Consider the following 21,499-nt stretch of genomic DNA (forward strand, 5'->3'; position numbering starts at 1 on the left):
GTCCTAGGCCGCTAGACGAACGGGGCTTAGAACTTTTCATCCGCGCGCTGCGGACTTGTTAAACAATACACTAGACGTGGATAGTAACTGCAAATCCGCAGGTTAAGGCATTAAATCCCTAGCGTTTTCGCATTGTTGGCCAGCTCGTTTGCAAGCTCCGCTTCATCCATTTTTCGCAAGGCCGCAACCTCGGCGACAGTTTCCCGCAACGCAGCGACTACCTCTGCAGCGACCGCTTCCACCGCGTCACCGCTTCCAGGCTCGCGCGGAAGGTCTGTCTCCAGCAAGAGCCTATCGACGGGCACCTGCGACACATAGGCCCGTCCGCGCTTTGTCCGCAACATGAGCGGGTTGACGGAGATATAACCACCGGCGCGGATCAGCCGCGTCAGTTCATCGCTAGTGCCACCGAAGCGGTGAAAGATGGGCACGAAGGTCTCGCCTGGTGCGACGCTGGAGCTGGTGTCCAAACGTGGTTCGATTAGGCCAAGCACCACACCAGCACTCCGAACCGTGTGAATGGACAGGATAGGTGACAGGCTCGAGGCTTGGACAGCATCCAGGATGCTGGTAAAGACATGGATTTGAGTCTCGGCAGAAACGTCGTCAAGCCTGCGGGGCGCGAAGTCCAAGCCAATCTCGCCGATGAAGCGAGTGCGAGGGAGGGCCGCGCGAAAAACCTCGAGCTCTCGCTCATAGTTGCCATCGATGTACCACGGGTGATAGCCCACGGCGGCCATGGGCAAGCTTTCACTCTCTAGCTCGACAAAGCCGGAGGGCCGGACCGTCTGCGCGATAATCTCTACACCCTCCCGTGCAAGATCAGCCTTAAAACGCTCGCGCGAATCCTGTGGCAGGAAGTCGTAGTGAAAGTGGGTATCGATGAACCGCATTACTTTTCCGTCGGTGGCTGGCTATCGTCGGCTGGACCGCCGATTCGCGGGGCCAGCGGGGTTTCCTCGAACCCGAGCAGACGGCGAATGACCTTTCCGGCCAGCATCTGCCCCATGATTGGCGGTATGTAGCTCATGGTACCGAGGGTTTCCGCTTTGGTGCCGCTGCCCTTGTCCGCAATGCGCACAGGCTCTTCGGATGAGTACAGCACTTCAAGACCGCGAATGCGTCGGCGGATACACACCTGACGGACGACCTTCGCCAGCGGACAGACCTTTGTCTTATTGATTTTTGAGAAGGTCAGCCGAGATGGGTCGAGCTTATTTCCGCCGCCCATAGCGGAAATGAGGTGGATGCGATTTTCCGCGCACCACTGCGCGATCTCAATTTTCCCGGTGACATCGTCGATAGCGTCGATGATGTAATCCGGACGCGGGAACTTCTCGAAGGTCTCTGACAGGTTTTCGCGTGTGAGAAAAATCTGGCGGGCATAGGTCGTACAATCCGGGTTGATATCGGCAACCATCGCCTCCATAACCTCGGCTTTGACCCGACCAATCGTGGAGACAAATGCCAGCGCCTGACGGTTGAGATTGCTCGGCTCCACGACATCGCCGTCAATCAAGATGAGGTTGCCCACGCCACCTCTCGCGAGAGCTTCGGCACAACTCGACCCCACGCCTCCGAGTCCGACAACCATGACGGTAGATTCAGCCAACGTTTCCAGCCCCTCCTCCCCTAGGAGAAGCTTCAGTCGTGCGAAACGTTCACTGGTCATAGTCACCTCTGGTCATAGCGGCCTCGATTCTTAAAAAACAAAAACTCCCCAGCCAACTGACTGGGGAGTAACTTTGTACCCCGTACGGGATTTGAACCCGTGTTACCGCCGTGAGAGGGCGGCGTCCTAGGCCGCTAGACGAACGGGGCTTAGAACTGAATTCAACTCAACTAATCAAGTTAGTTAAGCAAGCGAATTCCGCTGGCCTACCAGGACTCGAACCTAGAATGACGGTACCAGAAACCGTTGTGTTGCCAATTACACCATAGGCCAATAAAGACTGGCGCTTTCGCGCTGTCTTTGTACCCCGTACGGGATTTGAACCCGTGTTACCGCCGTGAGAGGGCGGCGTCCTAGGCCGCTAGACGAACGGGGCTTAGAACCTTGCAGTTAGTGAATACATTCAACAATGAACTTCTTCACTGCTGGCCTACCAGGACTCGAACCTAGAATGACGGTACCAGAAACCGTTGTGTTGCCAATTACACCATAGGCCATCGCTGCTGAACGCAACGAGGAATAATATAGCCAATTGGCGTGAACAAGAGCAAATCACCTGGTCAAAGGTTCGTTGTCAAAGGTTCGTTTAAATTCGCGAGTTCCCCACAGCCCACCTCAGCAGAGCGCATAACTAATGCATAACCAATGCAGTGCATCTAACTAACGCAATCCCAGATCGAAAGCCCATTCGATCGCAGCTCAAAGTCGATCCGCCCTTCAGGAGACACTTCGTGGTGAAGCGGCTGGCAAACAGCCGCCACACACCACAAACCATCCCTGAAAGGCAAGCATCATGACTTCCCCCACAACAACGGCAACAGCAACCGCCCCCATCACACTCGAGCTGGAGTTCTCCGACATCACGGAGCAAATGAACGGCACCATCGGCCGCGTCATCGGCACTGTCACTATCCGTCAGTTCGCGAAAATCATCTCGGGCCTCAACCTCGATGCCAACCCACGCGTGTCCCGCACCGGCCGCATCACCGATGCCATCATGGAAACCATCGACACCACGCCGGAGCTCTTCGCCTACAAGTCCAAGGGTGTGCTCCTGGCCTCCACTCAGTTCACCAGTGAAGACAATCTCTACCGCTTCACCTTCAGCAACCGTCGCATCGAAGGCATCCTCGACGGCGGCCACAACTCGCTGGCTATTGCGCTGTTCGTCCTGGGCAAGCTCACTCCACCGCCTAGCCGCAAAATCAAGACGTGGTCCGAAATGAAGGAGGTCTGGATGGAGCGCTCCGAGGAAATCGAGGAATTGCTTGCCGACGAAAGCCTCACCGAGCTCGATGCCAAGGTTCCGGTAGAGGTACTCGTTCCCGGTGCTCGGGACGAGGACACTGTGCAGGACTTCTCCGATGCTCTGCTCGATATCTGTGCCGCCCGCAACAACAATGCGGAGCTCAAGGCGGAAGCAAAGCTCAATCGCGCCGGCTACTTTGACGATCTGAAGCATGCTCTGCCGCAGGGAATTAGCGACAACGTGCAGTGGCGCACCAACGATACTGGTCGACTAAAGGTGGGCGATGTCATCGCTATGGCGTGGATTCCACTGTCCTGTATTGACCTGCCGAAGGATGCCGACGGCAAGCAGATTGAAGCACCGACCCCTACCAGCCTCTACTCCGGAAAGGCCAAGCTGCTTGACCGCTTCGAGGATGTCATGAGTTCCCCAGAGGTCACTAAGCCCAGCACTGAAAGTATCAATGAGCGCACCGAAGAGGTCGTTCTCTACAACGAGAAGGTCCGCAGTGCCTTGAACCTCACGCGTGACTTCATCGATATTTTCGAGCGCATCAACGCGGAGCTACCCGATCTCTACAACAAGAGTGGCGGCAAATTCGGCGGCATTGATGCTGTTGACAAGGCCAACAAGAAGAATCCGCGGACTGGCAAAACTCCACAGAAGTACTCGAAGTTCTACCGCCAGCCCATCTGCTACGCGATTCCGGACGGGTTCATCTACCCACTCGTGTACGCCTTTGCCGCACTGCTCAAGCAAAACGAAGACGGCACGGTCTACTGGGGAACCGACTGGCACGAGTTCTTCAATAACCACATGGGGTCGCTGGTCAAGGACTACCGCGAAACCTCCATGAACATGCTGAACCGCGACCCGCAGAAGGTGGGCAAGGAAGCGGGCTCTTACACGAACCTGCTTCGCTCAGCCCAGCTCGCACTCTTTACTGAGCAGCAGTAAAAGGAGTGACCTCGAGAGCCTTGCGCAGTCGGCTCAGGCTGCGGCTGCGGCCAAGCAGCTCCATGGACTCGAACAGCGGCGGCGATACCTGAGCACCAGTTACAGCCACGCGCACCGGGCCGAAGGCCTTGCGTGGCTTCAGCTCCAGGTCCTCGATGAGGGCCTTCTGAAGTGCAGCTTCGAGCTTCTCGGTGATGAAGTCCTCTTCGCTGAGCGGCTCCACAGCTGCAATGGTGGCCTCCAGGACAGCAACAGCGTCTTCCTTGAAGTTACGGCGTGCCGAGCGCTCATCGAAGGTGAACTCGTCCTCTTCCACAACCAGGAACTTCGAGAGGTCCCAGGCGTCGGAAAGCGTCTTCACACGAGTCTGCAGCAGCGTTGCCAGGAAAGCGAACTTATCCGCCGGGTAGTCGGACGGGAAGTCAAAGTGGCTTTCCAAATACGTGCGCAGACGCTGTTCGAAGTCCTTCGGATCGAGCATGCGGATGTGGTCGGCGTTGATAGCGTCGGCCTTCTTCTGGTCGAAGCGGGCCGGGTTGGACAGCACATCGTGGATATCGAAGGCCTTAACCATCTCGTCCATGGTGAAGATGTCCTGATCGCCGTCCATAGACCAACCCAGCAGAGCCAGGTAGTTCAGCAGACCCTCGCGGATGAAACCGTTATCGCGGTGGATGAAGAGGTTGGACTGTGGGTCGCGCTTGGACAGCTTCTTATTGCCCTCGCCCATAACGAACGGCAGGTGACCGAACTCCGGGGTGAACTTGGCGACACCGATACGCTTCAGCGACTCGTAGAGAGCAATCTGGCGCGGGGTCGATGGCAGCAAATCCTCACCACGCAGGACGTGAGTAATCTCCATCAGAGCGTCATCGACCGGGTTAACCAGGGTGTAGAGCGGTTCACCGTTGGAGCGGGCGATGACAAAGTCCGGAACCAGGCCGGCCTTGAACTCAATGCGACCGCGAACGAGGTCCTCGAAGACAATGTCCTCGTCCGGCATGCGCAGGCGGATCACCGGCTTGCGACCCTCTGCACGGAAGGCTTCCTTCTGCTCCTCGGTCAGGTTGCGGTCGTAGTTGTCGTAGCCCAGCTTCGGGTCACGGCCGGCGGCCTTGTGGCGCTCCTCAACCTCTTCAGCGGTGGAAAAGGCCTCGTAAGCTTCACCAGCGTCAATGAGGCGCTGCAACACATCGGCGTAGATGTCCTTGCGCTGCGACTGGCGGTACGGGCCGTGCGGACCACCGACATCGATGCCCTCGTCCCAGTCAATACCGAGCCAATTCAGGGCCTCGATGATTGCCTGATAGGACTCTTCGGAGTCGCGAGCGGCATCGGTATCTTCGATGCGGAAGACCAGCTTGCCACCAGTGTGACGGGCATATGCCCAGTTGAACAGGGCGGTGCGGATGAGGCCAACGTGCGGGGTGCCGGTTGGCGACGGGCAAAAGCGTACGCGAACATCTGACATGCTTTCCCACGATACCCGCCCTCCCACCTGCAGGCATGCATAGGGTTTTACATAGGGTTACAGAGTCCATTCCCCAGTCACTTCACCGGCGTATCCAGCGGCGCGCAGCCGCTCAACCCAGCTGCGCAGTGGCGCCTCACCGGTGCCCGGCACGCCGCGGCCTGGGAAATCGGCAATCTGGACGTGCGCCGGCAGGCTCACTCTTCCGGCCTCCACATCGGTGAGCCAGGCATCCACGTCCACGCCATTGGCCGCAAAGTGGTAGAAGTCGGCGAGCACGCCAGCACCAGTCTGTTGCGCTAACTCCTCGGCCTGCCAAGGATCGGTAATGGGGTAATCGTCCATCCCGGACAGCGGCTCAATCAACGCGCGGACACCGCTGAGCTCCAGCTGGGCAGTGATCTCAGTCAGTCGGTGCACTTGCAGGTCCGCCAGTTCCCCAGACCGCCCCAGCAGCACGTTAGAGCATTTCAGCCCCGTGGCTCGCGCGATCTGGCTCACTGCTTCCAGGTGCCCCGTGGGCAGCCCGTCTGTATCGAGCACTCCTCGCTGCCCCGCTGTCATGTCCCCTCCCCACAGGTTCATGGCATAAAGACCAAGGCTGTCGTCAAAGAGGTCACAAAAGGCGGAAACCTCATCGGGTGCGGGCACTGCGAGGTCAAATGGCCACCAGAATTCCACGGCCGCGTAGCCGTCGTCACGCGCGGCGTTGACAGCATCGTGCGGGGACATGTGTGCGTAGACCGTAGAACAGTTAATAATGGTGCTCATGACCAAAACGGTAGTAGTAACTGGTGGCGGCGCGGGCATTGGTCGCGAAATTGCTCTGGCTTTCGCCGCCGATGGCTGGCACGTGCATATCTGCGGCAGGCGTATCGACGCGCTCGAGACTGTTGCCGCCGAAGCGGACAACATCACCTACTCCAGGTGTGACATCACCGACCCCGAACAGGTCCGTGCGATGTTTGAGAACGCGCAGGTGGCTACGGGAACCATCGATGTTGCAGTGCTCAATGCGGGGCTGCCCGGCACGCCCGCGGAGTTCGGAGAGACCGGCATTGAAGACTTCCGGGCGGTCATCGATACGAATGTGGTCGGCTCGTACCTGTGTGCACGCGAGGCTTTTTCGCGGATGAAGGCGGGGTGCGAGGGGAAGACAGAGCAAGCGGGCGGCCGAATCCTGGTCAATTGTTCTATCGCGGCGCAGGTACCTCGAGCCCATACGGCGGCGTACGCGACGTCGAAAAGCGCGCTTGCCGGAATGACCCATGTGCTTGCCCTCGACGGACGCGAGTATGGCATTACAGCAACGCGCATTGATATTGGCAATGCGCAGACTGACCTGTTGGGGACGTTCACAGGCAGCGAGCCAGTGTTCGATGCCAAGCAGGCTGCGGATACCTTCCTCTACGCCGCGAATCTGCCGGCGAGCGCAGTCATCGATCAGCTGACGATTACCGCTGCGGGTATGCCCTTTTTGGGTAGGGGTTAGCCTGCCCCTTAAACTGAAGCACAACTGGGTTTAGATTGAGGAGGCGGGTTAGGGCTATGTCCATGGAAAACCACCCCTCTCTGGGCGGCGGAAACGAAGAAGAGAAGCAGGAGAATTCTCACCCGTCGAACGAGCCTGCAGCGACTCCGAAGCGTTCGACGCGCTGGGATACGTCCCGCCCGACCACCGCCCCGGACTTTTTGCTCTCCCGGGCACACGGCTCCATCCGCACGCAAGGTATTGAAGAGCAGCTTTCCGACCCCTGGCTCGCGGCCGAGGGACTGCACTCGGGCATTCACAAGATGGTAGTCGGCGCATTGCCCTTCGACTTGGACAAGCCCGCCGCCCTGACCGTTCCCCGGGAAGTCATCCGCTCCTCGCAGCCGCTGGAGCCACCCGCGCACTACCGTTGGAACGCACCGAAGCCCCACGCCAACATCGTCGCTTACGATCCCCCGCTCGACGAGCACGCTGAGCGCATCGCCGCAGCCATCCGCACAATCGAGTACTCGGCGCTGGAAAAGGTCGTGCTCGCGCGCGCCGTGGAACTCGAAATCGATCCCCCGATTGACCCGCTCCTACTCGCATCGCGGCTTATCGACGGATCCCCCAACCGCGATGGCTTTGTCGTGGATCTCTCTCCCGCCGGTTCCGATTATGAGGGCAAGTTGCTCATCGGTTCCTCCCCGGAGATGCTGGTCCGCCGTACGGGTGACATCGTTGAGGCATTTCCCTTGGCCGGGTCGCTGCCGAGATCCCGGAATGAAGAGGTGGACCGGGCGTCGGCTCGTCGTTTAGCGGACTCGCGCAAGAACCTGGATGAACACGCCTTCGTTGTCGATGACATCGCCGACAACCTGGCGCCGCTGTGCAGTTCGCTGGATGTTCCGGACAGCCCCGAGCTGATGAGCACTGCCGAGATGTGGCACTTGGCCACGCATATCCGCGGTCGATTGAAGGATCCGTCGCTGTCCGCGCTGGATTTGGCACTGGTGGTGCACCCAACACCAGCCATTTGTGGCACGCCGACGGAATCCGCCTTCGGCGTCATTCAGGCCGTAGAGACTGACCGCGGCTTCTACTCCGGCGCTGTCGGCTGGTGCGATGAGAATGGCGATGGTGAGTTCGTGGTCTCCATTCGCTGTGCCGAAATCGACACTGAGGGGTCCGTGGCACGACTATGGGCCGGAGGCGGCATTGTGTCGCACTCCGCCCCAGAAGAAGAAGTCACGGAAACCAGCGCCAAAATGGGCACTGTGCTCCGCGCTTTTGGAGTTAAGGGCGCTTAAGCCCCTAGCGGCTTAAGCCCGCTCCACCGGGTTGGCCAGCTTGCCAATACCCGGAATCTCGATTTCGATGCGGTCGCCCGGGAACATCGCAGCGGTACCGGCCGGGGAGCCGGTGCAGATGACGTCACCCGGCAGCAGCGTAATCGAGGCGGTGATGAACTCGATGACCTCCGGGATGGACATAATCATCTGGTTGGAGTTGGAGTCCTGCTTAGTCTCGGTAACACCCTCGTGAGTCAGGTGCGCCTTGATTGGAAGCTCGTTGTAGTCCAGCTCCGTCTGGATCCACGGGCCCAGCGGGCAGAAGGTATCGATGCCCTTTGCGCGCGCCCACTGACCGTCGGCGAACTGCAGGTCACGGGAAGAAACATCATTGACGATGGTGTATCCGAAGATCACATCGTGAGCGTTTTCCTTCTTGACGTTCTTGCACGGCTTACCAATAACCAGTGCCAGCTCGCCCTCAAACTCGACGTTAGTGGCGAAATCCGGAATGCGAATCGGCGCTTCCGGACCAATAACGGCCGTCGGCGGCTTAATGAACATCGTCGGCGGCAGCGATTCTGCCGACTTCTTGAACACCTCGGCGACGTGGTCAGCGTAGTTACGACCAATAGCGATGACCTTCGACGGCAGCATCGGGGCAAGCAGACGTACGTCGGCAAGCGGCCAGGAACGACCAGTCTTATTCAGCTGACCGAAAGGGTGCCCTTCGATCTCGTGCAAAGTAACTTCATTGCCTTCGCCCTCGACGAGCGCGAAGCACATGCCCTCTGGGTGGGCGATTCGAGCAATACGCATAAAAATAGGGTACACGTCACATTGCAATAACTATGCAATGACCCCCACTCTCAAACATGTACGATTTAAACTCCGCGCGATTCCTGCGCAAGCCACACCAACGCACAAGCCAGCGCATCGTTGAACGCATGATGGGCCTTAAAACGGGGAATGCCGTACTTGTCGCACAGTGACCACAACCGCAGCTCATCACGGACCGGCTCGCGGTTGGCTCGCAGAATTGCGTCGTACTCGCGTGTCATCGTGTCCGCCACCGGCACATCAAAGCGCGCATCAAAGTACTTCCGGCACAACGGATCCAGGAAACCAACTTCCATCCGCGCGTAGTGCGCCAGCAGCTTCCGTCCCCGTAGAGCTTCTAACAGCTTGCCGACGGCCACCTCTGCCTCTACCCCGGTTGCGACCATGTCGTCGGTAAGCCCATGCACCGTCGCCGACTCGCCGACGCTCACCTCCTCGCGCTCTGGGCGAATGAGAAGGTGACCCGACTCTTCCAGCACGATGTCGCGGCCTTCGACGGCAACCCAACCGATGGAAAGCAACTGATCTTTGGAGGGATCCAGACCGGTGGTTTCCACATCGACCGCGAGCCAAGCATTGTCGCGGATAGGTGCGTCCAAGAGTTTCTTGCGGGGTTTGAAAAACTTCAACATTGTGCGCTCACACAGCTAACTCACACAGCTAAACTACGACATCGCCCGGATGGGATACTTCGCCCCGAGGCTCTGCTGCAACTTGCGGATAACACCAAACGCATCGCGCAGGTGCTCGCGTTCCAGGCTGGAGAGACGCTTCGGGTAGATGTGGTTATTCGGCTGCTCGCCAGCGTTGAACTGGGCCTGCTGGTGATGAAGCTGCACCGTGCACAGGAACTCGAACGCATCCGCCAGATCCTGCGCACCCTGACGGCTCACGCTTCCGGCACCCGCACTCGCCGCCAAGCGTTCACGCGTGGACAGCTGCGGCAGCCCGGCCGCCACAGTAAATAGGCGCGCCATCTGCACCACAGCAGCAGTTCCCCCCTTCTTGATGTCCAGGGTCTCTGCGTGCTCGCCGCCCTTCTCCAGCACCAGGCCACGGAAGAAGCCGAGCGGCGGCTCCCGCCAGGCCGAGAGCTTGGCCAAGTGCGCGTGCAGGCGCTGCGACCCCTGGGCCAGCGGTAGGTAGGCCGCGCGCAATTCCTCTACCAGTTGCACATCGCCCGCTACCGCTCGCATGTCGAAGAAGGTCTGTGCATGTAACAGCGCCTCCGCCTCCGGTGCGGTAATCCACCCGTGGAACGTGCGCAGCCACTGCGACTTGGTCATCCTCCACGCAGGATTGCTGGCCATCATGTCCCCTGGACAGAGCGAATAACCGACTCGGTCGAGGTTGGTGCAAATCTCGTCGCTAAGCGCGGCGAAATAGTCAGCATGAGCGTCGGCGTCGTAGTCGTCGGCGAGAACAAGCGCATTGTCCTGATCGGACGCGAGCCCCATCTCCCCGCGCCCATGCGAACCCAGTACCGCAAAGGCGTAGCTGACTGGTGGCGGCCCAAGCTTTTCCTCCGCCAGCGCAACCAGGCGTCGGGTGACAGCATCGGCCACGGCAGTCAGCAGCTTGGCGACCTCCTCCCCCGAATCACCTCGGTCAATAAACCGGCCGACAATCCGCCGCGCGTTCTGAGCAATCTCCGCAATCTCCGAGATATCGCTCTTCCGCGCCAGCGTCGCCGTCGCGTACACGGGATCGGTGTGCAGACTGCGCAGCAGGTCACCAATGACAATCATGCCGACCACTCTCGTCCCGTCGTGCACCGGCAGATGATGGTAACCGCGCTCAGCCATCAGCAGCATGGCCTCAAAAACCAGCAGGTCGGGACTGATGGTTTCCGGGTTCCCGGTCATCACTTCGCTTACAAGCGTCGCCGCGGGCTTCGCCTCTGCCAGCACTCGACGACGGAGGTCACGGTCAGTGATGATGCCGACGAGCGGGCTCTGGTTGGCGCCTGCAGACTCCATTACGAGCAAACTGGAGACATTCCGCTCCGTCATAATCTGCGCCGCCTCTTGTACTGTCGCATCAGCACTGCAGGTCACCAGCGATGTTTCCATCAGATCCGCAACCCGTGTGCGCAATGACTCCGATGCCGCAGTACTCCGCAGCTTCGATGCCACTGCGCGAATGCGCGCGTTCTCACCGCCGTAATAGCGCCGGACCTCTACGAACTGCTCATTGAGCTGGTCAAAAACCTCCTTGGAGATCACTAGGAATACGCAGTCCTCCACTGCCGTCATCGTGTATAGCGAAGGGTCACTGCTCAGCAGCGTCGAATAGCCGAAATGATCTCCCACATCTCGCCTGTCCAACAGCGTGCCAGCTGGGTCAAAGAGATCCACCATGCCGGAGCGAATAATGAAACAGCTGTTGTTATCCGCACCCGCCCGGATAATCTCCGTTCCACGACGGGCATAGCGCATGGTCAAAAGCGGTGGGATAGTCGCGCGCTCTTCATCGTTGAGGTCCGAAAAGGGGCGAGTATGGCTGAGGAAGTCTGCGATTTCCGCAAGCTCGACGGTCATGGGGTCAATTATCCCCTATTTTTGCTCCCAATAGGACTGATTTGCGGGAATACTCGACCTTATGACCAATTCCACACACAGCGCTTCAATAAATCCCGAATGGCCGCTCGACGCCCACATCCTCGGCAGGATGGACAAGCTCGCGGCACTCGTCGCCACGCTTGACGACGACACCTTCAACGCAACCCTCCCCATCCCAGCCATTAACTCCCTGGCCGTGCTGTTACGACATGTGACCGGATCCGCGAGGTACTGGCTCGAGCGCGTCTGCCTTGGGCGTGATTATGTCCGTGATCGCGATGGGGAGTTTTCTGCTCATTGCAGTGTTTCGGAAGGGCTGGAGATTTACCACCGTGACCGCGCGGCCATTGAATCCGCGCTGGTGGAGTTGCAAGGCGTGGACCGCGCTGGTGCTCCTGCTGTTATTCCTACCGATAAGGACCGTTGGTGGTGCGGCAGCATCGAAGGCGTGATTGTGCATGTCTTCCACGAGGCGGCTCAGCACCTGGGACATGCGGAGATTACGAGGGATGCGCTAGTGGCAGGACTGGGAGGGGATGATTCCGATAACGGCGCAGGAAGCTCATCCCCATACCCCCTTGACACCATCATCGATGTACTTCGCCAGGTCGGACATGCGTCGGACTTCATCGAGCACACCGCCGACGGTAAGACTCACATCACTACCGTCGATGGCAAAACTGTGATTGCCTAGCCCTCTCCCCCCCCCTATTTTTTACTGCGCTACTTCAAAGCAGCAGCAATGCGGTCGCCAACCTCAGCGGTCTTGATCGGGCCACTACCGCGAGTAGCCATGTCAGCTTCCACAGCAGCCTCGATGCGCTGGGCGTCTTCCTCACGACCCAGGTGGCGCAGCATCATGGCACCCGACAGAATGGCTGCCGTCGGGTCCGCGATCCCCTTGCCAGCAATGTCTGGCGCGGAGCCGTGAACGGGCTCGAACATGGACGGGTTGGCATTGGAGGCGTCAATGTTGCCGGACGCCGCCAGGCCGATACCGCCCGACACTGCACCAGCCTCATCAGTAATGATGTCGCCAAAGAGGTTGTCGGTGACGATGACGTCGAAACGCGAAGGATTAGTGACGAGGTAGATCGTCGCAGCGTCGATATGCGAGTAATCGACATCTACCTCTGGGTATTCCTTAGCGACCTCATCGACCGTGCGCTGCCACATACCGCCACCGTGCACCAACACATTGGTCTTGTGGACAAGGGTCAGCTTCTTACGACGGGTCATAGCCAGCTCGAAGGCATAGCGGACGACGCGCTCAGCACCGAAGCGGGTATTGACGGAGGTCTCGTTGGCAACCTCGTGTGGCGTGCCAACGCGAATTGCACCGCCGTTACCTGTGTAGGCACCTTCGGTTCCCTCGCGGACGACCACGAAATCAATTTCGCCCGGGTTCTTCAGCGGTGACTCGACACCCGGGAAGAGCTTGGAAGGACGCAGGTTGACATGGTGATCCAGCGCGAAGCGCATTTTCAGCAGCAGGCCGCGCTCGAGAACACCCGGAGGTACGTTCGCCGGGTCACCGATGGCACCGAGCAGGATTGCGTCGTGCTCACGCAGGGAGTCAAGGTCAGCGTCGGTAAGCAGTTCGCCATTGCGCAAGTAGCGACGCGAGCCGAGGTCGTACTCGGTAGTGTCGAACTCGCCGATAGCAGCCTTGAGCACCTTCAGCGCCTCTGCCGTAACTTCCGTGCCGATGCCATCACCCGGGATGACGGCGATCTTCAGCTTTCCTACCTCAGTCATTTTTGAGATACCCTTCTCACTATATGGACACAAATGAGTGTAGCAGAACCTAGCGCTCACTCCCCGTCACTGTCTGCGCGATTTTTAACATCTCCATCGTTTTCACAATCCACCCCGCCTACTGCTCTCTCCTTTTCCAAATCCCGCCGCACCTTATCCACTAGGCCGCGGAGACTGTCATGCAATTTGCGACGTTTCTCATTGTGCTCAGCCAGCGCAGCGGTCTTCTTTTCAGTCTGCGAGGCAAAGGTGTAACGACCATGCCCAGTGTGCTCTTTCTCCGACTGCGCAAACGGCCCTTCATCACAAGAGAGGAACGTCCAAGCTTCGATCCCATCATCACCTCGAACAACTCGCCACATACCGGCAGTTTTGAGGTTGTGGTGCCTTCGACAGAGACAATGGAGATTATCTGTGTGCGTGACCCCTTCCTTTTGCCGCTCACCACCGGAAAGGCTGTGATCAAATTCCACAATATGGTCGATATCGCACTTTTCCGCGGGGACATCGCATCCAGGAAAACTACACACACCGTCACGGGCACGCACGAATGCACGCTGAGACTCGGAGGGCCGATACCCCTCAACCGCACTATCCCCCAGCACCCGCAATGTCGATACCCGCTTCAGCCAAGACTCGGCCACCAGCGAAGAAAGCCAACCTGCGCCAGCGAGCCACACTGGAGTGTTTTCCGGTTCGCCATCCTCCCCGGGAGAGAGCACTCGGAAGAGTTCCAGATTCACCTCCACCTCACAAGTACCGCGTAACGCATGCATGAAAGCTGCCGCGCGACTCACTTTCATCTTCTTAGCCACTGCGTCGATAATTGCAAGGGCTTCCACTGCATGATGCCGCTCGAGGACAGTAGTCAGTGTCGTAACTCCAGCGTCACCATGTTCATCAACTGCGATAAACTCCTTAGCCGTCATACGATCGCCGAAGTAGTCGAGAGCCGCAGCTTGAACCTCCCGTACCTCCTCCGACTCCACGGGATTATCCGCCGACTCTCCATCCGCCTCGACCTGGTATGCCGCCGCATCAATTGCAGCATCTACGGTCGCCTCCACATTCCGGGCCAGGACCCTATCAGCCTGCAACCCAGCGACATCCACATCACGTGGCCGCACTTCCGGAGCACACTCACCAATCACTCGCTGCACCCGCGTTGCCATCGCACGCACGCCACGGAGTGCCTCCCCGTCGCGCCTAGGCTTAACGACGTCCACGAGACCCGACTCCACTGCGTCAACCTTGTCATCGGCTACAGGTCGGGTATGTTTACCAAGCATTGCTAAATGCCTCATCGACAAATGCCCGCGCTCCTGACACATTTCCGCTAGTTGCGGCATACGTCCAAGCATGTAGCCAATTTCCATATATTTGTTCACTTCGGCGCGTGAGATTCCAAGCACCACCGACCAATAAGCCAAATGAGCTTCGACATCGCCATCATCTGGTGGTGCGACCCGCTGAGCGATAACCATCTGCAGACGATTAATCTCGCGCATCACTTCAGCGAGCGAATGAGCCCTCACCTCATGGCTGAACCGAAATTCCCCACACGATTCCAACTCTGACATTGCACTGTCCCCTCCCTAACGAGGTCCCCTAACGAACAGTTCTTTATCAATTCGCCCACACCATATCCCCCACCCCGGATTCAAACCGCTGCGCACCCCAAAAATCTCCACATTATTCGAACACTATTTCGAACTAAAGCCGAAAGAAAATCCCGCCCTACGACGCAAACTTCGTCGTAAAGCGGGAACCGCACTAGAAACCTAGTCGACCGGCTTCATGGAACCGTTTTCGAGGAAACGACGGTGGAAGTCATAAGAAGTACCCAGGTCATGCGGAGTATGCAGGTACGGGGTGGCCCTCTCAGCACGCTCAACGTATTCGAGCAGCGCCTCCTTGTACATCGGGTGCGCACACTTCTCAATGACAACACGGGAACGCTGACGCGGCGCCAGCCCACGGAGGTCAGCCAGACCCTGCTCAGTGATGATGACCATCACGTCATGCTCAGTGTGGTCAACGTGAGAGACCATCGGCACGATTGCGGAAATGTCGCCATTCTTAGCCAGCGACGGGGACACGAACGTAGAGATGTAGGCGTTTCGGGTGAAGTCACCGGAACCGCCAATGCCGTTCATCATGCGGGAGCCAGCCACGTGAGTGGAGTTGACGTTGCCGTAGATGTCAGCCTCAATCATGCCGTTGGTGGTAATCAGCCCCATGCGGCGGACCAGACCCGGGTTATTGGAGATGTCCTGCGGCCGCAGAACGATCTTCTCGCGGTAGTCAGCAGCATTCTCGTTCATACGAGCTGCATATTCAGGAGACAGCGAGAATGCAGTACCGGAAGCCACGGTCAGCTTGCCAGCATCCATCAGGTCGACCATGCCGTCCTGGATAACCTCAGTGAAGGAGGTCAGGTTCTCATACTTGGAGTCGAGCAGACCTGCGAGAACGGCGTTCGGAATGTTACCGACACCCGACTGCATCGGCAGCAGGTTCTCCGGCAGACGACCGGCCTTGACCTCGCCATCGAGGAAGTCGAGCAGGTAGCCAGCAATAGCCTTGGAGTCATCGTCCAGCGGCTTGAACGGCGAGTTACGGTCCTCGGCGTTCGTCTCGACGACAGCGACAACCTTATCGACATCGATCTGAACATCCGGAGTGCCGATGCGGTCCCCCGGGTTCACAATCGGAATCTCCTTACGGTTCGGAGGCAGGCCGACACTGTAGATGTCGTGCATACCCTCGAGGTCCTCGGACTGCCAGGAGTTGACCTCAATAATGATCTTCTCTGCAGCATTGAGGTAAGAAATGCTGTTACCAACCGAAGAGGAAAGAATCAGGGAGCCATCGGCCTTAATGCGAACAGCTTCGACCACGGCAACATTGACCGGACCAAAGAAGCCCTGCTCAGTCATCGGGCCAGAGTGCGACAGGTGAATATCACTATAGAAGGCATCGCCTGCATTGATACGGTTACGCATTCCCGGGTCGGACTGGTACGGCATACGCCACTCAACACCATTGGCCTTCGCCAGCGCACCATCAAGTTCCGGAGCGGTAGACGCGCCGGTCAAGACCTTAATCTTGAACTCGTCGCCACGCTCGTGAGCGGCCTCCATGCGCTCAGCGAGAGCCGGCGGGACAACCTTCGGGTAGCCAGCACCGGTAAATCCGGCAAAGCCCACCATGTCTCCGTGGTTGATGAACTGCGCCGCCTCCTGCGCGGTCATCACCTTGGATTTGAGACCAGCATGGGCAATACGATCTGACATGAATTCACCTTTCTATATCCCCCAACGCGACTATCGGGGGTAGCACTTCGAACACCAAAGCACACCCCCAACCCTATCAACGAAGCGGTTAGCGCCTTTCATTCAGATGCCCGAAAGCGCCCCCATTTTAGGCACATTCCATACGCCACTAAAGCCGACTACAACACCGTTTTATGCCCTACGTCACAACCAGTCGACAATCAGCCATGCGACACATTTACAACCCCTCACATAGCCCAATTCATGCACTAGTTATTGATAATCATTTTCAGTACGCTAATCTTGTCGGGTGACTTCTACCGAATTTTCTGATAGCACCACCCAGACCACTCCCGTCACCGTCCTGTCCGGATTCCTGGGCGCCGGCAAGACCACCCTCCTCAACAACCTCCTGGCAAACTCACAGGGGCGCAAAATCGCGGTCATCGTCAACGACTTCTCGGAAGTCAACGTCGATGCCGCCCTCATCGAGCAGGGCACATATCTCGAGCGCGGCGAGGACCGTTTCATCGAAATGTCTAACGGCTGCATCTGCTGCACGCTGCGAGATGACCTCGTGGAAAACGTCGGCAAGCTCGCGCGCAGCGGCAAATTCGAACACATCGTCATCGAATCCACCGGCATCTCCGAGCCCATGCCAGTCGCCGCTACCTTCGAGTGGGAATTCGACGACGGCCGTCGCCTCGCCGACATCGCCCCCATCGACACGATGGTCACGCTCGTCGACGCCTCTACATTCCTCGACAGTCTCCGCCAGGGACGCGCACTGCCTGACGACGAACGCACGGTCGCCGACCTCCTCGTCGACCAGGTGGAATTCGCCGATCTCATCCTCATCACCAAATCCGACCTCGCCGGCGAAAAGCTCACCGGCGGTACCGAGGAAACGATCCGCGCAATGAACCCCCGCGCACGCATCGTCCGCGTGACTAACGGCGAAATCGCCACCTCTGCCATTCTCGACGCATCGCTTTACGACGAAGGTACCGCGGCCACTTTCCACGGATATGCAGAAGAACTTGCGAATCCCCACACGCCGGAGACTGAAGAATACGGCATTTCTTCGGTTGTTTTCCGAGGCAATCGACCCTTCGACCGCGAACGACTAATCAAGGCTCTCCGCGGCACAAAGGGGCTCGTACGATCCAAGGGGCACTGCTGGATTTCCGACCGCCTCGAAGTCGCCCACGTGTGGAGTCAGGCGGGGCCGAACCTGAAAATCACCCCTGCCGTCATGTGGGCGCAGACCGATGTCCCACCATCCAATGAGGTCGTACTCATCGGTGTGAAATTTAACCCAGAGGCCACACTGCAAGCGTTCGAGGATGCCATGCTGACCGACGAAGAAGTGCGGGAATTGCTGTAACAAAGCCCCTGGAAGAGCGCCGATAAACGACCCGCTGAAGCGATCAGAGTGTCATAAATCACTTCTCAACCTGCGGGTGTGGCAACACACTGTTAGCGCATGCTAGGTTAGGCGACAAAACTAAAGTCGAACAGTCTATCTAGGAGATGACATGTCTGATCGCATCGCACATGCCGGTTTGCGCGGCAAGGTAATGACCGCCGACGAGGCTGCACAGTTTATCAATCATGGTGATGCCCTCGGCATCTCTGGCTTCACCGGTGCTGGCTACCCGAAGGCTCTGCCGACTGCGCTGGCAAACCGCGGCAAGGAACTCCACGCCAAGGGTGAAGAGTTCGCTGTCGACATCTACACTGGCGCTTCCACTGCCCCGGACTGTGACGGCGTGATGGCAGAAGCTGACATCATCCGCTACCGCATGCCGTACCAGGGCGATCCGGCACTGCGTAAGTCCATCAACTCGGGCAAGGCGAAGTACCAGGACATCCATCTCTCCCACTCCGCGCTGTACATCGAGCAGGGCTTCCTGCCGATTGACGCCGCAATTGTTGAGGTCACTCGTATTACGGAAGATGGACACCTCGTTCCGTCGTCAAGCGTTGGCAACAACGTCGAGTGGATGGACAACGCTGACAAGATCATCATTGAGGTCAACTCGTGGCAGTCCGAGGAACTCGAGGGCATGCACGACATCTACCGCATTCAGCACCTGCCTAACCGCACGCCGGTGCCGATCAACGCTCCGGGTGACCGCATTGGCACCCCTTACATCGACATCAACCTGGACAAGGTTGTCGCAGTTGTCGAGACCAACGCGCCGGACCGCAACTCCCCGTTCAAGCCGTTGGATGAGACCTCGAAGGCCATTGCCGGCCACTTCCTCGACTTCCTCGAGGGCGAAGTTCGCGCGGGTCGCCTGGCTTACGACCAGTACATCATGCAGTCGGGCGTCGGTAACGTTCCGAACGCCGTGATGGCGGGTCTGTTGGACTCCAAGTTTGAGAACATCAAGGCCTACACCGAGGTTATTCAGGACGGCATGATTGACCTGATTGACGCAGGTAAGATGACCGTCGCTTCGGCTACCTCCTTCTCCCTGTCTCCGGAAGCTGCCGAGCGTATGAACAACGAGGCTGCTCGCTACCGCGAGAACATCATTCTGCGCCCGCAGCAGATTTCTAACCACCCGGAGGTTGTCCGTCGCGTCGGCCTGATCGCCACCAACGGCATGATTGAGGCCGACATCTACGGCAACGTCAACTCCACCCACATCAACGGCTCCCGAATGATGAACGGCATCGGTGGTTCCGGTGACTTCACCCGTAACGCCTTCGTTTCTTCGTTCATCTCGCCGTCGCTGGCGAAGGACGGTGCGATTTCGACTATCGTTCCGTTCGCTTCGCACATTGACCACACCGAGCACGACGCCATGGTCATCATCACCGAGCGTGGATTCGCTGACCTGCGTGGCCTGGCACCACGTGACCGCGTGGCGAAGTTGATTTCCGTTGCACACCCGGAGTACCAGCCACTGCTGGAGGAGTACTACGAGCGCGCGCTGAAGACCGCTCCGGGCATGTCTACCCCGCACGATCTGCGTACTGCTTTCGACTTCCACGTCAACATGATTGAGAAGGGCTCGATGAAGGGCTAGGCAGTAGGGCTACGGCTGCATAGATCAGCTGGGAAACAAAAATCCCCTCCATGCGGAGGGGATTTTTCATGCAGTAGAAGCTGCGCTAGAGACTAGCTCTAAAACGTCTAGGCGCTCAGAACTAGTCCAGCTCAAGCTGCAGAGCGTGGGTAGCGGAGATCTCCTCGGTAATCTTTTCGACGAGCTCCTCCGGAACCTCCTTGGAAACGCGCAGCACCAGGATGGCAGTCTGATCTGCTTCCTGCGGAGACAGAGCAGCAGCCTCGATGTTGATGCCGGACTCACCCAGGGTGGTAGCAACGCAACCCAGAGCGCCCGGAACGTCCTTGTACAGCAGGAAGAGGTTACGGCCCTGAGCACGCATGTCGATGCCGCGGCCATTGATACGGACAATCTTCTCGACGCGGTTCAGGCCAGTGAGAGCACCAACGACGGTAGCGGTGGAGCCATCAGCACCGATGACCTTGACTTCGAGAACGGAGCGGTGGGAGACGGACTCCGGCTCGGTCTCGACAGTGAAGGTCACACCACGCTCTTCTGCGATACGCGGAGCGTTGACGAAAGTGACCGGCTCTTCCACCATGAGGGAGAACAGTCCACGGATTGCTGCCATACCCAGAACGTTAACGTCCTCAGTGTGCAGCTCACCGCGAGCGGTGACCTCAACAGCGGCCGGAGCGCCCTCGAGCAGACCGCCAGCAACCAGCCCCAGCTCACGAGCCAGCTCGAGCCACAGGGCCACCTCTTCACCGACAGCGCCACCGGAAACGTTGACAGCATCCGGGACGAACTCGCCAGCCAGTGCCAGCAGCACGGACTTAGCGACATCGGTACCCGCACGGTCCTGAGCCTCAACGGTGGAGGCACCCAGGTGCGGAGCACAAACAGTTTCCGGCAGACCAAACAGCGGGGAATCCGTGCACGGCTCGGTCGCGTATACGTCGAAGCCAGCACCGCGGATGTTGCCTGCCTTGATCGCGTCGGCAAGCGCCTGCTCGTCGACGAGACCGCCGCGGGCAGCGTTGATGATGATCTGGCCCTTCTTGGCCTTGCCCAGGAGCTCAGCATCGAACATGCCAGCGGTTTCCTTGGTCTTCGGCAGGTGGATGGTCACGAAATCAGCGCGAGCCATCAGGTCTTCCAGCTCAACCAGCTCAACACCGAGCTGAGCAGCACGAGCCGGGTTCGCGTACGGATCGTACGCAATGATGTTGGTCTCGAAAGCAGCGAGACGCTGCGCAAACAGCTGGCCGATGTGACCGAAACCGACGATACCGACGGTCTTGCCGAAGATTTCGACACCCTTGAAGGAAGAGCGCTTCCACTCTCCCTCACGCAGGGACGCGTCCGCAGCCGGCAACTGGCGAGCGGTGGCCAGCAGCAGTGCGATTGCGTGCTCACATGCAGAGTGAATATTAGAGGTCGGAGCGTTGACAACCATGACGCCGCGCTTGGTAGCGGTATCGATGTCGACGTTATCCAGGCCAACGCCGGCGCGACCGACGATCTTCAGATTCGGAGCAGCCTCGAGGACTTCCTGATCCACGGTGGTAGCGGAGCGGACGAGAAGTGCGTCAGCATCACCAACCGCAGCCAGGAGCTCAGCGCGGTTCGGGCCATCTACCCAACGGACCTCAACGGAATCCCCCAATGCGTCCACAGTGGACTGTGCCAGCTTGTCGGCGATGAGGACAACGGGGCGAGCGTTCTGGCTCACAAGCATCTCCTGGTTTGTCTCGAAAAGTTTATGCAGTATGTGCGGTGTCACTTAAGAAAACTACTAAAGCGTGCACGCGCATTACGTCTCATCATAAACTCTGGGGGTGAGACACGGGGGGACTTACCTAAGCAAAACGGCGCTTACTACCCTTTGTTTAGGGAGTAAGCGCCGTTGCCCCCGACATTCAAGTCG

Annotated in this window: 17 protein-coding genes and 4 tRNA genes; 6 read left to right on the plus strand and 15 right to left on the minus strand. The window is 58.5% G+C overall.

Annotated elements, in window-relative coordinates:
- Positions 1-110: 110 nt before the first annotated feature.
- From HMPREF2681_RS08055 to HMPREF2681_RS08080, 6 genes are all read right to left on the minus strand, one after another.
- Positions 111-893 (minus strand): TatD family hydrolase, encoded by a 783-nt coding sequence (locus HMPREF2681_RS08055; RefSeq protein ID WP_070546716.1) that lies wholly within the window; start codon positions 891-893, stop codon positions 111-113.
- On the minus strand, positions 893-1,672 hold the full coding sequence (locus HMPREF2681_RS08060; RefSeq protein ID WP_049171606.1) for a tRNA threonylcarbamoyladenosine dehydratase: 780 nt from the start codon (positions 1,670-1,672) through the stop codon (positions 893-895). The genes HMPREF2681_RS08055 and HMPREF2681_RS08060 overlap by 1 nt, the downstream gene beginning before the upstream one ends.
- Before the next feature lie 76 nt (positions 1,673-1,748).
- Positions 1,749-1,821: transfer RNA gene (locus tag HMPREF2681_RS08065), tRNA-Glu, on the minus strand.
- A 52-nt stretch (positions 1,822-1,873) separates the two neighbouring features.
- Positions 1,874-1,945: transfer RNA gene (locus HMPREF2681_RS08070), tRNA-Gln, on the minus strand.
- Between the two features lie 30 nt (positions 1,946-1,975).
- Positions 1,976-2,048, minus strand: a tRNA-Glu gene (locus tag HMPREF2681_RS08075).
- A 49-nt stretch (positions 2,049-2,097) separates the two neighbouring features.
- Positions 2,098-2,169, minus strand: a tRNA-Gln gene (locus HMPREF2681_RS08080).
- Between the two features lie 296 nt (positions 2,170-2,465).
- On the opposite strand from HMPREF2681_RS08080, the gene HMPREF2681_RS08085 reads away from it, so the two are divergent.
- Positions 2,466-3,878 (plus strand): hypothetical protein, encoded by a 1,413-nt coding sequence (locus HMPREF2681_RS08085; protein ID WP_246822714.1) that lies wholly within the window; start codon positions 2,466-2,468, stop codon positions 3,876-3,878.
- Here HMPREF2681_RS08085 and gltX read toward each other — a convergent pair.
- Positions 3,862-5,349 (minus strand): glutamate--tRNA ligase, encoded by a 1,488-nt coding sequence (gene gltX / locus HMPREF2681_RS08090; RefSeq protein ID WP_070546718.1) that lies wholly within the window; start codon positions 5,347-5,349, stop codon positions 3,862-3,864. The two genes, HMPREF2681_RS08085 and gltX, sit on opposite strands and share 17 nt — an antisense overlap.
- 57 nt (positions 5,350-5,406) lie before the next feature.
- Positions 5,407-6,120: a TIM barrel protein gene (locus HMPREF2681_RS08095; RefSeq protein ID WP_246815975.1), complete on the minus strand. Its 714-nt coding sequence runs from the start codon at positions 6,118-6,120 to the stop codon at positions 5,407-5,409.
- On the opposite strand from HMPREF2681_RS08095, the gene HMPREF2681_RS08100 reads away from it, so the two are divergent.
- Both HMPREF2681_RS08100 and HMPREF2681_RS08105 read left to right on the plus strand, forming a co-directional pair.
- Positions 6,119-6,841, plus strand: a complete 723-nt coding sequence (locus HMPREF2681_RS08100; RefSeq protein WP_070546844.1) for an SDR family oxidoreductase — start codon at positions 6,119-6,121, stop codon at positions 6,839-6,841. The two genes, HMPREF2681_RS08095 and HMPREF2681_RS08100, sit on opposite strands and share 2 nt — an antisense overlap.
- 56 nt (positions 6,842-6,897) lie before the next feature.
- Positions 6,898-8,130: an isochorismate synthase gene (locus HMPREF2681_RS08105; RefSeq protein ID WP_070546722.1), complete on the plus strand. Its 1,233-nt coding sequence runs from the start codon at positions 6,898-6,900 to the stop codon at positions 8,128-8,130.
- 12 nt (positions 8,131-8,142) lie between these two features.
- Here HMPREF2681_RS08105 and HMPREF2681_RS08110 read toward each other — a convergent pair whose 3' ends face one another.
- The 3 genes from HMPREF2681_RS08110 to HMPREF2681_RS08120 all read right to left on the minus strand — a co-directional run bounded on the left by HMPREF2681_RS08110 (position 8,143) and on the right by HMPREF2681_RS08120 (position 11,492).
- Complete coding sequence (locus HMPREF2681_RS08110; RefSeq protein ID WP_048735367.1) at positions 8,143-8,931, minus strand: fumarylacetoacetate hydrolase family protein; 789 nt, start codon at positions 8,929-8,931, stop codon at positions 8,143-8,145.
- A gap of 65 nt (positions 8,932-8,996) precedes the next feature.
- Positions 8,997-9,584, minus strand: a complete 588-nt coding sequence (locus tag HMPREF2681_RS08115; protein ID WP_048735364.1) for a 3'-5' exonuclease — start codon at positions 9,582-9,584, stop codon at positions 8,997-8,999.
- 33 nt (positions 9,585-9,617) lie between these two features.
- The gene (locus tag HMPREF2681_RS08120) at positions 9,618-11,492 is read right to left on the minus strand and encodes a DUF294 nucleotidyltransferase-like domain-containing protein (RefSeq protein WP_070546724.1); all 1,875 of its coding nucleotides are present in this window, start codon (positions 11,490-11,492) and stop codon (positions 9,618-9,620) included.
- Between the two features lie 61 nt (positions 11,493-11,553).
- Between HMPREF2681_RS08120 and HMPREF2681_RS08125 the strand changes: the two genes are divergently transcribed.
- On the plus strand, positions 11,554-12,207 hold the full coding sequence (locus HMPREF2681_RS08125) for a mycothiol transferase (RefSeq protein ID WP_049172112.1): 654 nt from the start codon (positions 11,554-11,556) through the stop codon (positions 12,205-12,207).
- 29 nt (positions 12,208-12,236) lie between these two features.
- Here HMPREF2681_RS08125 and HMPREF2681_RS08130 read toward each other — a convergent pair whose 3' ends face one another.
- The 3 genes from HMPREF2681_RS08130 to HMPREF2681_RS08140 all read right to left on the minus strand — a co-directional run bounded on the left by HMPREF2681_RS08130 (position 12,237) and on the right by HMPREF2681_RS08140 (position 16,567).
- Positions 12,237-13,253 (minus strand): 3-isopropylmalate dehydrogenase, encoded by a 1,017-nt coding sequence (locus HMPREF2681_RS08130; RefSeq protein ID WP_141744336.1) that lies wholly within the window; start codon positions 13,251-13,253, stop codon positions 12,237-12,239.
- 74 nt (positions 13,254-13,327) lie between these two features.
- Positions 13,328-14,851, minus strand: coding sequence for an HNH endonuclease signature motif containing protein (locus HMPREF2681_RS08135; protein WP_070546727.1), 1,524 nt, complete (start codon positions 14,849-14,851; stop codon positions 13,328-13,330).
- Between the two features lie 201 nt (positions 14,852-15,052).
- Positions 15,053-16,567, minus strand: a complete 1,515-nt coding sequence (locus HMPREF2681_RS08140) for an acetyl-CoA hydrolase/transferase family protein (RefSeq protein WP_070429316.1) — start codon at positions 16,565-16,567, stop codon at positions 15,053-15,055.
- A gap of 289 nt (positions 16,568-16,856) precedes the next feature.
- Between HMPREF2681_RS08140 and HMPREF2681_RS08145 the strand changes: the two genes are divergently transcribed.
- Together HMPREF2681_RS08145 and HMPREF2681_RS08150 are read left to right on the plus strand one after the other, a co-directional pair.
- The gene (locus tag HMPREF2681_RS08145; RefSeq protein ID WP_049190124.1) at positions 16,857-17,933 is read left to right on the plus strand and encodes a GTP-binding protein; all 1,077 of its coding nucleotides are present in this window, start codon (positions 16,857-16,859) and stop codon (positions 17,931-17,933) included.
- A 151-nt stretch (positions 17,934-18,084) separates the two neighbouring features.
- Complete coding sequence (locus HMPREF2681_RS08150; protein WP_049172105.1) at positions 18,085-19,587, plus strand: acetyl-CoA hydrolase/transferase family protein; 1,503 nt, start codon at positions 18,085-18,087, stop codon at positions 19,585-19,587.
- Between the two features lie 121 nt (positions 19,588-19,708).
- Here HMPREF2681_RS08150 and serA read toward each other — a convergent pair whose 3' ends face one another.
- A complete protein-coding gene (serA, locus tag HMPREF2681_RS08155; protein ID WP_049194134.1) occupies positions 19,709-21,304 on the minus strand; it encodes a phosphoglycerate dehydrogenase in 1,596 nt (531 codons plus the stop codon).
- Positions 21,305-21,499 lie beyond the last annotated feature (195 nt).

This window comes from Corynebacterium sp. HMSC064H12 (assembly GCF_001809925.1).
GTDB lineage: Bacteria > Actinomycetota > Actinomycetes > Mycobacteriales > Mycobacteriaceae > Corynebacterium > Corynebacterium jeikeium_D.